Here is a 14,829-nt window from a genome sequence, read left to right as displayed (position 1 = left end):
GCGTGATGGCAAACTCTGCATTTTTTGATTGCCGAATTCATCTCCATCCACCGGTTTAACCCGTAAGGGAAATCTCTCCCGAAAGAGGCCATACCCGTTGCTGGACAATGTTTAGTCCCGCTATTAAACTGGTATTCAGGAATAACATGGTAGTCATGATGGTCATGGTCACTCGTAGTCGTGGCTGGGGATATGTGGATAACTCGCAAGAGTTATCCAAGCTCTTGTGGGCAGCCAGGCTTGAGTTTTGTGTACGACAGCATGCCAACTGTCGTACTTGTGGACAGGCCTGCTGCCCACAAGAGCGGCATATCCCCAGCCAATAAGACTTTCTAAAAATCCGATGTGGGGTGATTGTATGGGACGCCCCAGGTTTCACCGCCAAAATCTCCTGGTCCAAACAAATTCTGTCGAACAAAAATGCCTTTTTCACTGGCTGGTCAGGGAAAGCATGGACCGGTTTGGATTGTCCTTCGAGGAAGCCAGGTCCGTTGCTGCCAAAGGTCTTGGTTTTCTGAACCAGGAAACGGACCGGATGATCAACCAGATTGTTTTCCCCCTCATTTCTGCCGAATATGCCCATCAGCGGGAAAAGTATTCTCTTCTACCCAAACGGCCGGTTGTGCTCACCCCTTTTGCACCGGATGATCTGGAGATTCACCGGGAATTTGGCCTGAAAGCCATGCAAAATGCGCGGCTGCTCAGGCTGATTGAAGAGGCCTATCTCCAAGGGGCGGTCTTTGACCAGCCCCACCTGTCACTGCTCACCAATATCACTGCCAAATCCATCCGGGAGCGGTTAAAACCCCTCTGGGAGAAAGGGGTTTGCCTTCCTCTGGCCGGTCAGGCGCTAAAACATCGCCGGAACCGGGTTTTTCGCAGTACCTTTGCCCTGCAAATGGCCATTTCCGGAGAACGACCCTCAAGAATCCGGGAAGAACTGTTTATCTCCGAATCCCAGTGGGAAAGCTGGCAGCTGGACTTCAGCCGGGTGGCCGCCCTGGCCGGTAAAGACTTGAACCGGGAGCATATTGCCCGGGTTACCGGTGTTCACCCCAGATTGGTAGACGAGTACCTGGAGCTGGCTAAAAGGGCTCCCGGAGGCTATCTTTCACGGCTAAAGGTGTCTTTGGGTCTTTTATCTGACCCGCATGAAGAGGAGGACCCGGCAGCCCGGCTTTTCCATGTATTGCAGGCGGAGCACAATTTCTCGCCGGCCAAAGCCCGGGCCTTTTTGCGCCTGCTGGAAAACCACCTGGAAGAACACAGGGACAACCGTCCTCCCGGCAGCGTGGTGTACTACGCCGTCTCCGACCAGGAGCCACCGGGCAAACCGCTGGACGAATGCCGGCTGGTACCCGTCAACTTAAGTTTTTATAGCCCCGAGGATGAAGAAAAGCTGAATCCAGACACCACTTCACAACTCAAGTGGCAGCGCATTTTACGCTATACGGGGGAGGCCAAAGCCCAGGGAGCATGTCTTGGCCAGCCGGACCTGGCCTTCCTTCTGGGGGTGCATCCCTCGGTAATCCAGCGCCTGATGAGCGAGAACAGGCAGGTGTTTGTTCCTCCCCGGGGCAACCTGGCTGACATGGGGCCGGGTATCTCCCATATGAGCAAAATAGTGGAGCTCTACCTGCAGGGATACACGGAAACCCAGATTAAACACCGGACAGGCCACAGCTACGAGAGTATAGAGGCCTATCTAAAAACCTTTGCCACCTATGTGGGGCTTTGTGAACGCGGCCTGCCCTTGCCCCTGATCCGCAAGGTAATGCACCGCTCGGCAAGGGTGGTGAAAACCTGCGCCGCCCTTTACGAGCGGTTTAATCAACCTGAATACCAGTGGGTGCTCACACGCATCCGCCAGATATTCGCCCGCGAGCAGGCGGTAAAAAAGGGGGTGGTTCCATAGGCCGGAAGAGGTTCTCTTCTTACGACTCTTTGGGAGAGAAAAACCTCTTCAATGCCCAGCGTTGCGAATTAATCCGGCGTTTCGACCTGAACAAGGAGTCCTGGCTGGCCGATGAGATCTGCTTAAGATTTAACCAGTTGATGGACGAAGATGAGGCCGGCGACGGTATTGAACGCTTAAAACCCGGAGAACTCCTGATCTCTTTTCAGGGGAAACGGGTGGTCATTCCTCTTTTATCTGCAGAAGTAATTTCCATCCTGCAGCGCAGCGGCAGTTTTTCCCGGGCTAAAGCCACGGTGGAAAAAATGGCGCTAAAGGCCATGAAGCGTGTGGCCCCCGGAGCAACAATGGAGGACCTACGGGTCATCATCAGCCCCAGGGACCGGCTGCCCCATACCGGGGACGGGGATCGTAAAAAGGCTGCTCTCCCCAGGTATCTGGCCGGTCCTCTGGCGCCACCGCAGATGGTTAACGCCCGCACGGTGGACAGGCCCGCCGGGGACGATGTGCTGGTTCCCCAGGCAGTAGTGGATAAAATGCTGGCCTTTCTCGTGCAGGAAGAACATATCAGCCGGGCCAGGGCATTGGCCATGATCTTCCGGCTGGCCTACCTGCGGGAGCTGTACTGCCCGCCCCTTAGCCGGGTAAGACCGGGACAGGTAGCCTGGATCGGCATCAGCACCACCGACCGTCAGCAAAGGGAGCACCAGACGGCCTACCGGGAGCAGGTGCCTTTGCTGCTCACCCTGCATACACAGGAGGAGTTAAAGCGCCTAGCCCGGGTCAAATCCTTAAGCGAACTGGAAGCCATTCAGCAGGCCCAGATGGCCCGGGTGCTTACTGAGGCCTACCTGCAGGGCGGTTTGCTGGCCCTGGTGGATCTGCAGCAGCTGTTCTTACGCTCATACCAGACTTTTTCGCGGCTTTTGCGGCAGTTCATGGTGGATCACCAGATGGTTTTACCCACCCCGGGAACGATACTGGATGCCGGCAGCGCCATGACCCACAAGGATATCATTATCGGCTTCTACCTGAAAGGGTATTTCAGCCATGACATTGCCCGGATCACCCGGCACAGCCCGGAGGCGGTGGACAGGTACATCGACGACTTTGAGCGGGTTTTAATTTTGCACACTTACGGCCTCCCACTGGAATTGATGGCCCGGGTGGTCAAACGGGGGCCGACGCTGGTGGCGGAGTACCTGAACATCATTGCTGAACATTTCCCCGACCGGGAAGCTGTCAAGTCTCATTTAAGGCTGAAAGGGGTCAAAATTTAGCCTTACGGGCTATACCGGTTATCAGAACTTTAACACCCAGTCCCAACAAAACCCCGGAAAATCAAGGCTTCCGGGACATAACGAGTTGGCGTACCACAACATTTTCCCTTATTGTGGTACAGTTGCTAATTAATGATTCTTACATGATTTGGAACTCCTATTCCCAGCGCTTTAAAAGCTTGAAAAGCATTTCCTGGTAATTCAGTTCGGCACAAGTATCTTATGCCTTCCAGGGTTAACTCGACAGCTTTTAGATTTTTTAAATCCCTCATGAGATACAAGTATTCAACCTGGCTGCCGGCCAGCTTGAGATACCGGTAAAAAGCCGATTCCAACACCAGCGCCAGAAAACAAACCATGACATGTGCCCTTACCCGGCGGTCTTTCCAGTGGTAAATTGGTCTCAAATCAAGGGTGGATTTTAATTCCCGAAAGGTCCTTTCCACCCGTCAGAGTTCTTTGTATGCCTGGGCTGCCTCCGCGGTGTCCAGTTGGGAGTTGGTCCTGAGAACATACTTCCCGTCATAACGGGCATCTTCTTCCAGAGCCTTCTAGTCCACGGCAACATTGGCGCCAGATATTTTCAGAAACCTGCTGTAGCCACTGTTTGACAGCATTGATTTAAGACCTTTTTCGTTAAGCTGTTTTTCCAATTTCTTAACAATCTTTTTCCGGGCTTTTCGGTCACGTTCAGCCTCCATTGGGTTATAGGTTATAGTAGATAATGTAACGATTGGCATCATGCCAGACTTCTTTTACTTTCAAGTTCTCGGCTACTTCTTTATAACGACCGCTTTATAACGACCGCCTGTTTTCAACACTTCCGCAACCGCCTGCATCCAGCGCATTTTTACGCCGACGATGTATTCGATATGTTCTTTATCCAACTCATCCAGAAGTGTTGTGCTAATCATTCCCCGGTCGGCTACGAAGATTACCCGCCGGAGCAGAAACCGTGTTTGGGTATCATGGATGACCTTTTTGAAGGTCTCGATGTCAGTGTTACCGGGAAAAACCTGGTGAGCCACCGGTATTCCTTCCCGGGTCATAAGCACTCCTACAATAATCTGCACCCGGTCGGAACGGTGGTCTTTGGAATACCCGTATTCAGCCAGACCTTCGGGACCGTTTCCAGTGAAGTAGGTGGAGGTGGTGTCCCAGAAAACCAGATCCAGTTCCAGGTTAAACAGATTTTTCGTTTGCTCAAATAGCTCCAGTTCAATGGTTTCCTTATGTAAGATGAGAAAGTCCAATGCCCGGTAAAAATGGTGTAACTCCAGTTCCTTTTCGTAAAAATTGACTATTTGTATTGGCCAGACCGGAGGAACTGGTTCCCCTTGAAAAGTTATCAGAAGTTTTCATTTTTTGCTTTGAAAATTTTGCAGTTAAAAGGTAAATTAAGTTTTTTAAAAAACACAGAAAGGGGTATGTAATATGCTTAGAAGAATTATGCCATTTATTAGAGATTTAGAAGATTGGTTAATAGATTCAATAAAAGACGCTATAATCTTGGTGGATAAGGATACTAAAATACTTTATGTAAATTCGCAATGGGAAAAAATAATAGGCATTAGTGCAAACCAAGCTATAGGAAAAAAACTTGAAGATATTGAGCCTGATGCTCTGTTGAATATTGTAGTGAAAACAGGGAAACCTGAAATTGGTAAAAGAGTTATACATAGAAAAACTGGTTTTGAGGTAATTTCAAATTCAATTCCTATTTTTGATAAAACTAATATTGTTGGCGGCATTGGTATCTTTAAAGAAGTTTCCCAATTTAATATGATTATAAATAAAATGCAGAGAGCAAAAAAAATAATGGAGTATCATAAAGAACAATTAAAGTTAAGAAGCTCTCTACCAGATAGTTTTGCCTCTTTGATTGGTGAGAATAAGGAATTTTTAAATGCCCTTTTTAAAGCCTATAGGGCATCTCAAAGTTCAGCCAATGTTTTGATTTTGGGTGAAAGCGGAGTGGGAAAAAACTTACTAGCTAAAGCCATCCATATGTCCGGAAGCAGAAAAGATAAGCCGTTTGTGGATATAAACTGTGCCGCAATTCCAGAAACATTACTGGAAAGCGAATTATTTGGCTATGTTAGGGGATCCTTTACCGGGGCTAATAGGGAGGGAAAATTAGGTAAGGTTGAAATAGCAAATGGGGGAACGCTTTTTCTTGATGAAATTGCTGATATGAGCATTAATATGCAATCAAAGTTATTAAAGCTAATTCAGGAACGAACCATTGAACGTATTGGAGATAACAAACAAATACAAGTAGATATTCGTATTATTGCTGCTACAAATCGGGACTTAATGAGTATGGTAAATAATGGTACCTTTAGAGAGGATTTATATTACAGGTTAAGTGTTATTCCCATTTACCTACCGCCTTTACGTGAACGAAAAGAGGACATCCCTTTACTTATAGATTATTTTATAAAAAAATATAACAGTATTTACAATAAAAGCGTCTATTTAAGTAAAGATGTTTATAATCTATTAAAAATGTATAATTGGCCTGGTAATATAAGAGAACTGAGTAATGTAATAGAGTATGCAGTTTTAATGTGCCCTTCTGGTCCTATTAAAACTGAACATTTGCCTGAAATATCAAATTTAAGAGTCAATAAGTTTTTGGGTTCTTGGGAAATTATTAAAATTGACCATAATTTTCCTAAATTAAAATATTTACTTGAAGAAATCGAGAAAAAAGCAATTTTATCAGCCCTAAAAATGTCTAATAACAATAAAACCAAGGCAATGGAGGCTCTTGGATTAAATAGGAGAACTTTTTATATGAAATTAAAAAAATATAATCTAAATGGTAAAGTAATACGTAATACTAAGTAATCTGGATGATAACTCACCAACCAAGCGGGACGACAAGGATGCTGGGGTAATTACCCGCCTGGCCAGGGATGGCCGTTTCTACATTCCGCACATTCCAGCCGGTGTAATAGCAGATATCCGCAATCTCGTCAACTTCCGGGAACGGCTAAACAAAGGCCTTCAACAAAGTGGTAGTGGTAATCTAAAAGTAGACCACTGCGGCAAACAAAAAGGTGCCCACCCCGACCAAAAATCCTGTACGCTCGCGATGGACACCCTTGCCTTTGGCTAGCAGACTCGTACTGCCTCGCCTGCAATGGACTTTCACCACCAAGTTAACGCCCATGCCGGGCGCACGCAAAGAAACCCCGGTTTAAAACCGGGGTTTCTTAACTGGCCCTCAGTTCGGTAAGGCCGGCACCATGACGGGCAGTTAGCTCACGGGTATGCCGGGCCACCTGTTCAGGGTCTACTTTTAACCGGGCCACTCCTGTTTGCATGGCCGCTTCTGCCACGGCTGCGGCCACCGCCGGCGCCACCCGGGGGTCAAAAGGCTTGGGGATAATGTAACCGGGCCCCAGTTCTCCCGGAGCCACCAGGCCGGCAATGGCCCGGGCGGCAGCCACCTTCATGGCATCGTTAATGTCGGTTGCCCTTACGTCCAGGGCGCCGCGGAAAATGCCGGGGAAGGCCAGCACATTATTGATCTGGTTGGGGAAGTCGGAGCGTCCGGTAGCTACCACTGCCGCTCCGGCCTCCAGGGCTGCATCGGGCATGATTTCCGGTACGGGATTGGCGAGGGCGAAGACGACAGCACCAGGGGCCATGCTGCGGATCATATCTCCAGTTACCAGGCCGGGTTTGGAAACTCCGATAAAGACATCCGCCCCCTTTAAGGCGTCAGCCAGCCGGCCCTTAATTTCCCGCGGGTTGGTGCGGCAGGCCACTTCTTCCTTGTACTTGTTGAGTCCGGTACGCCCGCGGTAAACCACACCCTTGCTGTCGCAAAGCACGATATCCCGTACGCCCAGGTAGTGCAACAGGTTGGCCACGGCTATACCCGCTGCACCGCACCCGTTTATAACCACCCGCACTTCGCTCATCTCTTTGCCCACCACTTTTAAGGCATTAAATAACCCGGCCGCGACGACCACCGCCGTGCCGTGTTGATCATCATGGAAAACGGGGATGCTCACTTCCTTCTTCAGCCGGCGCTCAATTTCAAAACATGCCGGTGCCGCAATATCTTCCAGGTTGATCCCGCCGAAGGTCGGTTCCAGCATTTTAACCGTCTCGACAATTTTATCGATATCTTTGCTGCCCACGCAAATGGGAAAAGCATCGACACCCGCCAGTTGCTTGAAGAGCAGGGCTTTACCTTCCATTACCGGCAGTGCCGCTTCCGGGCCGATGTCACCCAATCCCAGTACGGCAGTACCGTCGGAGATGATGGCCACCAGGTTACCCTTGGCGGTATATTCGTAAACCAGATCCTTTTGGGCGTGAATTTGGCGGCACGGTTCAGCCACCCCCGGGGTATAGGCCAGTGAGAGATCGTGTTCATTATCAATGGATACTTTTCTGCCCACTTCTATTTTTCCGTGGAATTTCCGGTGCATTTCAACCGCTTCTTCATTCAGTGTCATGGTAAACACCTCGGAAAGTCAATGTATTATGAATCCTGTATACAGTATAACAAGAAGCTAATTGCCTGTCAATCCAGTAAATGTCTTGGCAGGCCAGTAACACCAACGGCTCCTTCCCTGCATAAAATGGCAGCAGAACCATCTTTATGCAGGGAGGGTAGCATATGTCCGAAACCCAGTTGCAGTCGTATTACGGCCCCACCACTGGTATGGCCTTGCCTCTGGTTGAGCGCCTGCGCCAGCTTCAGGGGCACCAGGTGACCATTTATGTAATGCATATCATGAGGCACCAGGTAGGGACCCTGGAGCTTACGGGTATGCTCCATGCTGTGGGTATTGATTACGTTGAGTTGCACATTGCGGGTACGCGCAATCCCATACGCTATGCCTTCATTCCCATCGTGGCCATTGGGGCTGTTGTTGCCGGTGGACCCCTGGCCTTTGTCCCCGGGCCTGGAGTTTACCCGCCCTACGGAGGGCTGTAAAAACAAATCCTGGCAAAGCTCCGGAAAAAAGCCGGGGCTTTTTTATTGCCCGGTAAAAACCTTGCAGTTGCGGGGGAGGGCCGTTGTGGATACAATGGTCATGGAAAGGAGAGCAAAAACCATGTGGCTTGTAGTGGGATTGGGTAACCCCGGTCCGGAGTATGCCAGTACCCGCCATAATGTGGGCTTTATGGTTGTGGATAGACTGGCCCGGGATTTGGATATTAAAATGGACCGGGTGTTTTTGCGTGCCCTGGTCGGCCAGGGACAGGTGGCCGGCCAGAGATTGGTTTTGGCCAAGCCCTTGACCTATATGAACAGAAGCGGTGAGGCGGTGGCTGCCCTGTTGAACTGGTACAGGCTAACGCCGTCCCAGCTGCTGGTTGTTTCCGACGACCTGGATTTGCCCACCGGCCGCCTGCGCCTGCGCAAGTCCGGGGGGGACGGGGGGCACAGGGGTTTGCGGTCCATCATTGAACTGGTGGGCAGCCGGGAATTTGCCCGCTTGCGTGTGGGCATAGGGCGTCCTTCCGGGGCGGATTATGAGGTGGTGGACTGGGTTTTGAGCCGGTTTACAGAGGAAGAAGGACCGCTGATGGAGGAAGCGGTGGCTGGTGCTTCCAAAGCCGTTCAGGTAGCCCTTACCCGGGGCCTTGATACGGCCATGAATCTCTTTAATGCCGGCCGGGTATAGAGGCCGGCTTTTTTGGTTCATACTAGATACTGACGCATAATTACCCGGGACGGCGGTCGTCCCCCGTCGCTCCGTGCTACGGGCCGGACGAAACATCGGCTTGCCTCGGAGCGAACCTGGCAGCGCTGTATATGCGCCGGAAGTTTCTTTTTCTCATGGATAGTTACAGCATAAGTAGCTCAATCATTCTATTGATACTGTTACCGGCGCGATTCGCGCTGCCGGTTCGCTAACCTCGGCAGCGCCGTGTTTCGTATCCGGCCCTCCGCAATGTCGCTCCTTATGGGACGACCGCCGCCCTTTTCGTTTCTGGTTTTGCGACAGTACCTACTAGGATAAGATGAATCAGTTAGCCTTTATCCCGGCCGGAGTGCTGGCGGCCGCCGTTTCCTGGCTGGTCAACGGACTTTTTTCTAGCCGCGCGGGTACCTTTGCCGTGGTTTATGTGGCTCCCGGGGTTGAAGAGGCGGCCAAAACAAGTTTTGCCCTTTTTTTAGGAACATCCATTCCCCTGGCCCATTTCATTTTTGGTTTGGTGGAGGGGGTGTGGGAGGCCGCCCGGGGCGGGCGGGGTTGGGTGGCGGGGCTGGTGAGCCTGGCATCCCATGCCGCTTTCGGGCTGGCCGCCGGTTGGCTTTACCGGCTCACAGCCAGTGCCCTACTGGCCGTGACCGGATCCTATTTACTGCACATGGGTTGGAACAAGCTGGTGGTAAATCTTTCTAGAAAACCGTAGCGTTGTTAATATTTCATTGAAAACCGGCTTTGAGGATGCCCCTATAAGCGCATGAGCGCTGCCTGTTCAAGAAAGGATGCACCTGTAAATGAAAATAATCCATATTTGTGAGTGCTGCGATCAGGTGGTCAGGGAGGAAAGGATCAATAGCGACGGTGCCGGCGGGCCGGTTTCTGCCGCCTTGACGGGGGAGGATTCCGGGGATATAATGAATATGATCTTTCAGTATTGCCTTTGCGATGAATGCCGGGAGACGTTATACGGTCCTCCCGGACCCCTTTTTTACCAGGGTCCGCTCTGGTTGCACTGATGTAAAAGTAGCTTGCGATGCGTACAGGGCTTTAGCTGCGCTAAAGCTCTTTTTGTGATGCCCATTTTCGAGAAAGAGGTTCATCTTAAAAATGCGTGCATTGCTGGAACCATTGCAGAAAAGTTCAGAATTTAAAACTCTGCTTGGCGCCGTGTCCCGGCAAGCCGGCCAGCATCTGGTTTTCGGCCTTTCCGGAGCCCAGCGCAGCGTGGTTGCTGCGGGCCTCATTGACGCCCTGGGCGGTCCGGTTTTAATCATTACCCCGGGGGATAGTGAAGCCTCCGTACTGGCCGATGATCTTACCTCCCTGTTGCCCGGGATTCCCGTTTACCTTTTTCCCGTATGGGAGCTGCTGCCCTACCAGGTCCTGGCCCACGGCAAAGAGGTGCTTGCCCAGCGGTTGAAGGCGCTGGTGGCCCTTTCCCGGGACGAACCCTGTGTGGTGGTGGCACCGCTGGAGGCTGTCTTGCGCCGCCTTTCCCCGCCGGAGGTCTTTCGCCGCGCCATCATCGACCTTGCCGTGGGTCAAAGGGTGGATCTGGAGGGGCTGATCCGGCGGCTGGTGGACGTGGGTTACGAGCGGGTGGAGATGGTGGAAGGCCCGGGTCAACTGGCCTTAAGGGGCGGTATTCTCGATGTTTACCCCCTGACCTTTGAACACCCCGTACGGCTGGAATTCTTTGACGACGAAGTGGATTCCATCCGTTTTTTTGATGCCGACTCCCAGCGTTCCATTGACCGGACCGGTGCAGTTTCCATTCCTCCCGCCCGGGAACTGGTGGTTACGGAGGAGAGTCGCGCCCGGGCGCTGGATGTCCTGGAAACGGAGTATCGCCTGCAACTTAAGAAAGTTACCGAAAGTTCCACCCTGGAAGTGCGCCGCCGGTTGGAGGAACTGGGGGAAACCGCCAGGGAGCAAATTGCTTCCGGTGGCTACTACCCGGCATTGGATCAGTTTTTACCCTATTTCTACCGCCATCCCTACACCCTGCTGGATTATATGCCCTTCGCCAATTTGACGGTGGTGGACGACCTTATCCGCATCCGGGAGCTGGCGGAGAGCATCTTCAAGGAGCGGTCGGAAACCTATAGCGAGCTGTTATCCGCCGGCCGCGTTTTGCCCGGTCAGATCCATGGCTATGTACAGTGGCAGCAAATCGAGCAGCAGCTGCACAGGCGCAAAACGATTTATTTTTCCCTCTTAACCCGCCAGCCCCAGCATTTGATGGTCCTCGATGTGGTTACTTTTTCCACCCGGGGTATGCATTCCTTTCTGGGTCGCCTGGATGTGCTGGCCGATGAGGTGCGCCACTGGCGCAAATCCGGCTATGCCGTGGTCATGCTGCTCTCCACCGAGGAGCGGGCCCGGCACCTGGCGGAAGAGCTGCGCAATGCCGGGTTGGACGCCTACGTGACCGGTTCCCTGGACCGGCCCGTGACGCCCGGCAACATTGCCCTTGCCGCCGGTCGCCTGTCCGGGGGATTTGAACTGGTTTCGGGGCGGCTGGTGGTCATCACCGAGGCGGATATCTACGGCCAGCGGTGGAAAAGGACCCAGCGGGTGCGTGCCCGGACCGCCGGCCGCCCGGAACCCCTCACGGATTTAAAAGTGGGCGACTACGTGGTGCACGTAAACCACGGTATCGGGCGCTACATGGGTATTGTGTCCCTCAATATTGGCGGGGTACAGAAGGACTACCTGCTGATCAAGTACGCGGGCGAAGATAAGCTATACGTGCCCACCGACCAGGTGGGGCTGATCCAGAAATATCTGGGGGCGGAGGCGGAAACCCCCCGGCTTTCCCGCCTGGGGGGAGCGGAATGGTCCCGGGTCAAAGGGCGGGTAAAAGAAGCGGTGCGGGAGATGGCCCAGGAGTTGCTGGCCCTCTACGCCGCCCGCCAGGCCCTGCCCGGCCATGCCTTCAGCCCCGATACGCCCTGGCAGCAGGAATTTGAAGCGACCTTTCCCTACCAGGAAACTCCCGACCAGCTCCGGGCCATCCAGGAAGTCAAAGCGGATATGGAACGCCCCCGTCCCATGGACCGCCTGCTCTGCGGGGACGTTGGCTACGGCAAAACCGAGGTGGCTCTGCGGGCGGCCTTCAAAGCGGTCATGGACGGAAAGCAGGTGGCCGTGCTGGTGCCCACCACCATCCTGGCCCAGCAGCATTACAACACCTTCCGGGAACGTTTTGCCGGCTTTCCGGTGACCATCGAGGTCTTAAGCCGCTTCCGCACGCCGAAGGAGCAGCGCCAGGTGCTGGCGGGCCTGGCCTCGGGCCAGGTGGACATTGTCATCGGCACCCACCGCCTGGTGCAGGACGATGTGGTGTTCAAGGACCTGGGTCTTCTGGTGGTGGACGAGGAGCAGCGTTTCGGGGTGGTCCACAAGGAAAAGCTGAAGCGGCTGAAGCAGGATGTGGATGTGCTCACCCTGACCGCCACCCCCATCCCCCGTACACTGCACATGTCGCTGGTGGGTGTGCGGGACACAAGCCTTCTGGAAACCCCTCCGGAAAACCGCTTCCCGGTGCAGACCTACGTCCTGGAAGAGGACCCGGTGCTCATCAGGGAAGCCATCCGGCGCGAGATGGGCCGGGGCGGCCAGGTTTATTTCGTACACAACCGCGTGATGGATCTGGACCAGGTGGCCGCCTGGCTGCAGGGCCTTGTGCCGGAGGCCCGCATTGCGGTGGCCCACGGACAGATGAAGGAAGAAGAACTGGAACAAATCATGCTCGATTTCATGGACGGTGCTTATGACGTACTGGTCTGCACCACCATTATTGAAAGCGGCCTGGACATTCCAAATGTCAATACATTGATTGTTAAGGATGCCAATAATTTCGGCCTGGCCCAGCTTTACCAGCTGCGGGGCAGGGTGGGCCGCTCCAACCGCCTGGCTTACGCCTACTTTACCTTCCGCCGGGACCGGGTTTTAAACGAAATGGCGGAAAAAAGGCTGGCGGCCATCCGGGAGTTTACCGAGTTTGGCTCCGGGTACAAGATTGCCATGCGGGACCTGGAAATACGGGGCGCGGGCAATTTGCTGGGCGCCGAGCAGCACGGCCATATTGCCGCGGTAGGCTTCGACCTCTACTGCCGTCTGCTGGAGGAGGCGGTGCGGGAGGCCAGGGGAGAGGCGCCGGAAAAGGTGGTGGAAACCTCCATCGAACTGCCGGTGGAAGCCTATATACCCGACACCTATGTCCGGGACGCCGACCAGAAGGTGGATCTCTACCGGCGCCTGGCTGTGGTGCGCCGGGAAGAGCAGGTGTCCGAGCTGGAGGATGAACTGGTGGACCGCTTCGGGGATCCCCCGCAGCCGGTATGCACTTTGCTTACCGTGGCCCGCTTGAGGGCCCTGGCCAGCTCCCTGGGGATTAAATCCATTACAGCCCAGCCGGGGAGTTTCCGCCTGGTGTTTGCCCCGGAGCACAACCTCCGGGGCGAGGCGCTGGTGGAGATAAGCAAGCAGTACACCAACCGGGTAAAATTCAGCAGCAGTAACGAAGAATTTGAAATCCGCCTCCGGACCCGGAATACCCCGGACGATCCCCTGAATTACCTGGGCGGACTGGAAAATTTCCTGCGGGATCTCCATGAGGCAAACAAAGTGCACGCGGCTTAGTCACAGGCAATCCGCAGTAGACCCAGCACTCACCGAAGAATGATGCTCTTTCCAAAACCTGCTGTAACAAGTGGTGAATGCTGGTCTTTGAAGTACAACTTTTTCGGTGAGTGCTGGGCGGCCCGAAGCGAAACGCGGTGCGCATCTTACGCGGGGCATATGAGTGAGCGGGTCCCAGCACTCACTGGAATACTAGCTCTTCCCAAAATCTGATTTGTCAATTAAACCTGAAACACCGGGAGCAGTATCATATTGTGGTGAGTGCTGGGTACCCACTGGTTGATAAGGGACGGTGATCTCCGGTGTCGCTGCCCGGGTTTTTAAAACAGTTTTTTTGGGACGTTGCCTTTGCCGACCTGGATGCCCGGGCCGATTATTATTTTATCATCGAGCGATTGCTGGAGTTGGGCAATGACCGGGCCATTCGCTGGGTGCTGGAACAGTATACTGATGCCGAGTTGCTGGAAGTGATCAAAACCAGCCCCCGGCTTTCTGTCAAAACGGGTAGTTTCTGGCGCTGTTATTACCATTTGCAGGAGGATGAGCTTAGATGTTTGCGTCCGCCCTCCCACAGAGGGGACAAAAGGCACTGGAATTATTAAGTTCCGCCGGCTTGCTGCGGGATTTTTACCTGGCGGGCGGCACCGCACTGGCCCTGCATTTGGGGCACCGCCTTTCCGAAGACCTGGATTTTTTTTCGCCTTTCCACGTGGATACCCTGTTGCTCAAGCAAAGGCTGCAGGAACTGGGAAAGTTTCAGCTGCTGGATGAGCAGTGGGGGACGCTGCACGGAATATTCCGGGAAACCAAAATGAGCTTTTTGTACTACCGCTATCCGTTGCTCTTTCCTCCTGCCCTTTTCCTGGACTGCAAGGTGGCTTGTCCCCAGGATATTGCCCCGATGAAAATAGAAGCCATTGCCTCCAGGGGGAGCAAAAAGGATTTTTTTGACCTTTATTTTATTAACCGGGAAATTGCGGACTTGCGCGAGTGCCTGGAACTTTACCGGCGCAAGTTTGCCGGAACCAACTTCAACCTGTATCATGTACTGAAAAGCCTCACTTATTTTGCCGATGCCGAAAAGGAGAGGAATCCCGTCCTGCTGCGCGACGTCGGCTGGGACCAGGTGAAGAAGCATTTTGAACGGGTGGTACCGCCGCTTTTACGTGAGGTTTGCATGGATTAGTATGGAGGCGGGCAGGGTTTTATTTTCCGGCGGCGAATATACTTATTAGAGGATAAATTCAGAATTTTTTTAATCCGGGACAGTGCTTTCGTCCCGGACAAAGGGGGTAACAGG

General features: G+C 53.1%; 13 protein-coding genes. 10 read left to right on the top strand and 3 right to left on the bottom strand.

Features of this window, described 5'->3' with window-relative positions; translation table 11 throughout:
• Positions 1 to 358 precede the first annotated feature (358 nt).
• Complete coding sequence (locus G7K71_RS06065; RefSeq protein WP_166344247.1) at positions 359 to 1,915, top strand: DUF1670 domain-containing protein; 1,557 nt, start codon at positions 359 to 361, stop codon at positions 1,913 to 1,915.
• A 29-nt stretch (positions 1,916 to 1,944) separates the two neighbouring features.
• The gene (locus G7K71_RS06060) at positions 1,945 to 3,195 is read left to right on the top strand and encodes a DUF1670 domain-containing protein (RefSeq protein WP_166344245.1); all 1,251 of its coding nucleotides are present in this window, start codon (positions 1,945 to 1,947) and stop codon (positions 3,193 to 3,195) included.
• Between the two features lie 125 nt (positions 3,196 to 3,320).
• Here the strand turns inward: G7K71_RS06060 and G7K71_RS19280 are convergent, their stop codons facing one another.
• Positions 3,321 to 3,641, bottom strand: coding sequence for a hypothetical protein (locus G7K71_RS19280; protein ID WP_243174582.1), 321 nt, complete (start codon positions 3,639 to 3,641; stop codon positions 3,321 to 3,323).
• A gap of 327 nt (positions 3,642 to 3,968) precedes the next feature.
• On the bottom strand, positions 3,969 to 4,499 hold the full coding sequence (locus G7K71_RS19275) for an IS1634 family transposase (RefSeq protein ID WP_313884929.1): 531 nt from the start codon (positions 4,497 to 4,499) through the stop codon (positions 3,969 to 3,971).
• 130 nt (positions 4,500 to 4,629) lie between these two features.
• On the opposite strand from G7K71_RS19275, the gene G7K71_RS06050 reads away from it, so the two are divergent.
• Positions 4,630 to 6,048 carry a sigma-54-dependent Fis family transcriptional regulator gene (locus G7K71_RS06050; protein WP_166344243.1) on the top strand — a complete coding sequence of 473 codons (1,419 nt, stop codon included), beginning with the start codon at positions 4,630 to 4,632 and terminating at the stop codon, positions 6,046 to 6,048.
• Positions 6,049 to 6,416: 368 nt separating this feature from the next.
• Here the strand turns inward: G7K71_RS06050 and G7K71_RS06045 are convergent, their stop codons facing one another.
• Positions 6,417 to 7,673, bottom strand: a complete 1,257-nt coding sequence (locus G7K71_RS06045) for an NADP-dependent malic enzyme (RefSeq protein WP_166344241.1) — start codon at positions 7,671 to 7,673, stop codon at positions 6,417 to 6,419.
• A 164-nt stretch (positions 7,674 to 7,837) separates the two neighbouring features.
• Between G7K71_RS06045 and G7K71_RS06040 the strand changes: the two genes are divergently transcribed.
• The 7 genes from G7K71_RS06040 to G7K71_RS19270 all read left to right on the top strand — a co-directional run bounded on the left by G7K71_RS06040 (position 7,838) and on the right by G7K71_RS19270 (position 14,715).
• Positions 7,838 to 8,158 carry a hypothetical protein gene (locus G7K71_RS06040; protein ID WP_166344239.1) on the top strand — a complete coding sequence of 107 codons (321 nt, stop codon included), beginning with the start codon at positions 7,838 to 7,840 and terminating at the stop codon, positions 8,156 to 8,158.
• Positions 8,159 to 8,252: 94 nt separating this feature from the next.
• The gene (pth, locus tag G7K71_RS06035; protein ID WP_313884928.1) at positions 8,253 to 8,852 is read left to right on the top strand and encodes an aminoacyl-tRNA hydrolase; all 600 of its coding nucleotides are present in this window, start codon (positions 8,253 to 8,255) and stop codon (positions 8,850 to 8,852) included.
• Between the two features lie 340 nt (positions 8,853 to 9,192).
• The gene (locus tag G7K71_RS06030; protein WP_166344237.1) at positions 9,193 to 9,588 is read left to right on the top strand and encodes a hypothetical protein; all 396 of its coding nucleotides are present in this window, start codon (positions 9,193 to 9,195) and stop codon (positions 9,586 to 9,588) included.
• Between the two features lie 88 nt (positions 9,589 to 9,676).
• Complete coding sequence (locus G7K71_RS06025) at positions 9,677 to 9,898, top strand: hypothetical protein (protein WP_166344235.1); 222 nt, start codon at positions 9,677 to 9,679, stop codon at positions 9,896 to 9,898.
• 91 nt (positions 9,899 to 9,989) lie between these two features.
• Positions 9,990 to 13,529 (top strand): transcription-repair coupling factor, encoded by a 3,540-nt coding sequence (gene mfd, locus G7K71_RS06020; RefSeq protein WP_166344233.1) that lies wholly within the window; start codon positions 9,990 to 9,992, stop codon positions 13,527 to 13,529.
• A gap of 302 nt (positions 13,530 to 13,831) precedes the next feature.
• Entirely contained in the window at positions 13,832 to 14,131 is a 300-nt protein-coding gene (locus G7K71_RS06015; RefSeq protein ID WP_013821335.1) for a DUF6922 domain-containing protein, read from the top strand.
• A complete protein-coding gene (locus tag G7K71_RS19270) occupies positions 14,080 to 14,715 on the top strand; it encodes a nucleotidyl transferase AbiEii/AbiGii toxin family protein (RefSeq protein WP_166344231.1) in 636 nt (211 codons plus the stop codon). The genes G7K71_RS06015 and G7K71_RS19270 overlap by 52 nt, the downstream gene beginning before the upstream one ends.
• The last annotated feature ends 114 nt before the right edge of the window (positions 14,716 to 14,829 follow it).

Source organism: Desulfofundulus sp. TPOSR, assembly GCF_011393055.1.
In the GTDB taxonomy this organism is placed as follows: domain Bacteria; phylum Bacillota; class Desulfotomaculia; order Desulfotomaculales; family Desulfovirgulaceae; genus Desulfofundulus; species Desulfofundulus kuznetsovii.
The sequence above is the reverse complement of the archived record's forward strand: the minus strand, read 5'-3'. Positions and strand labels throughout refer to the sequence as shown.

Excerpts from the sequence above, each read along its gene's own strand:
- G7K71_RS06050 (WP_166344243.1), top strand. The coding sequence starts at position 4,630 with ATGCTTAGAAGAATTATGCCATTTATTAGAGATTTAGAAGATTGGTTA.
- G7K71_RS06045 (WP_166344241.1), bottom strand. The coding sequence starts at position 7,673 with ATGACACTGAATGAAGAAGCGGTTGAAATGCACCGGAAATTCCACGGA.
- G7K71_RS06040 (WP_166344239.1), top strand. The coding sequence starts at position 7,838 with ATGTCCGAAACCCAGTTGCAGTCGTATTACGGCCCCACCACTGGTATG.
- G7K71_RS06025 (WP_166344235.1), top strand. The coding sequence starts at position 9,677 with ATGAAAATAATCCATATTTGTGAGTGCTGCGATCAGGTGGTCAGGGAG.
- pth (WP_313884928.1), top strand. The coding sequence starts at position 8,253 with ATGGTCATGGAAAGGAGAGCAAAAACCATGTGGCTTGTAGTGGGATTG.
- G7K71_RS06030 (WP_166344237.1), top strand. The coding sequence starts at position 9,193 with ATGAATCAGTTAGCCTTTATCCCGGCCGGAGTGCTGGCGGCCGCCGTT.
- G7K71_RS06065 (WP_166344247.1), top strand. The coding sequence starts at position 359 with ATGGGACGCCCCAGGTTTCACCGCCAAAATCTCCTGGTCCAAACAAAT.
- mfd (WP_166344233.1), top strand. The coding sequence starts at position 9,990 with ATGCGTGCATTGCTGGAACCATTGCAGAAAAGTTCAGAATTTAAAACT.
- G7K71_RS19270 (WP_166344231.1), top strand. The coding sequence starts at position 14,080 with ATGTTTGCGTCCGCCCTCCCACAGAGGGGACAAAAGGCACTGGAATTA.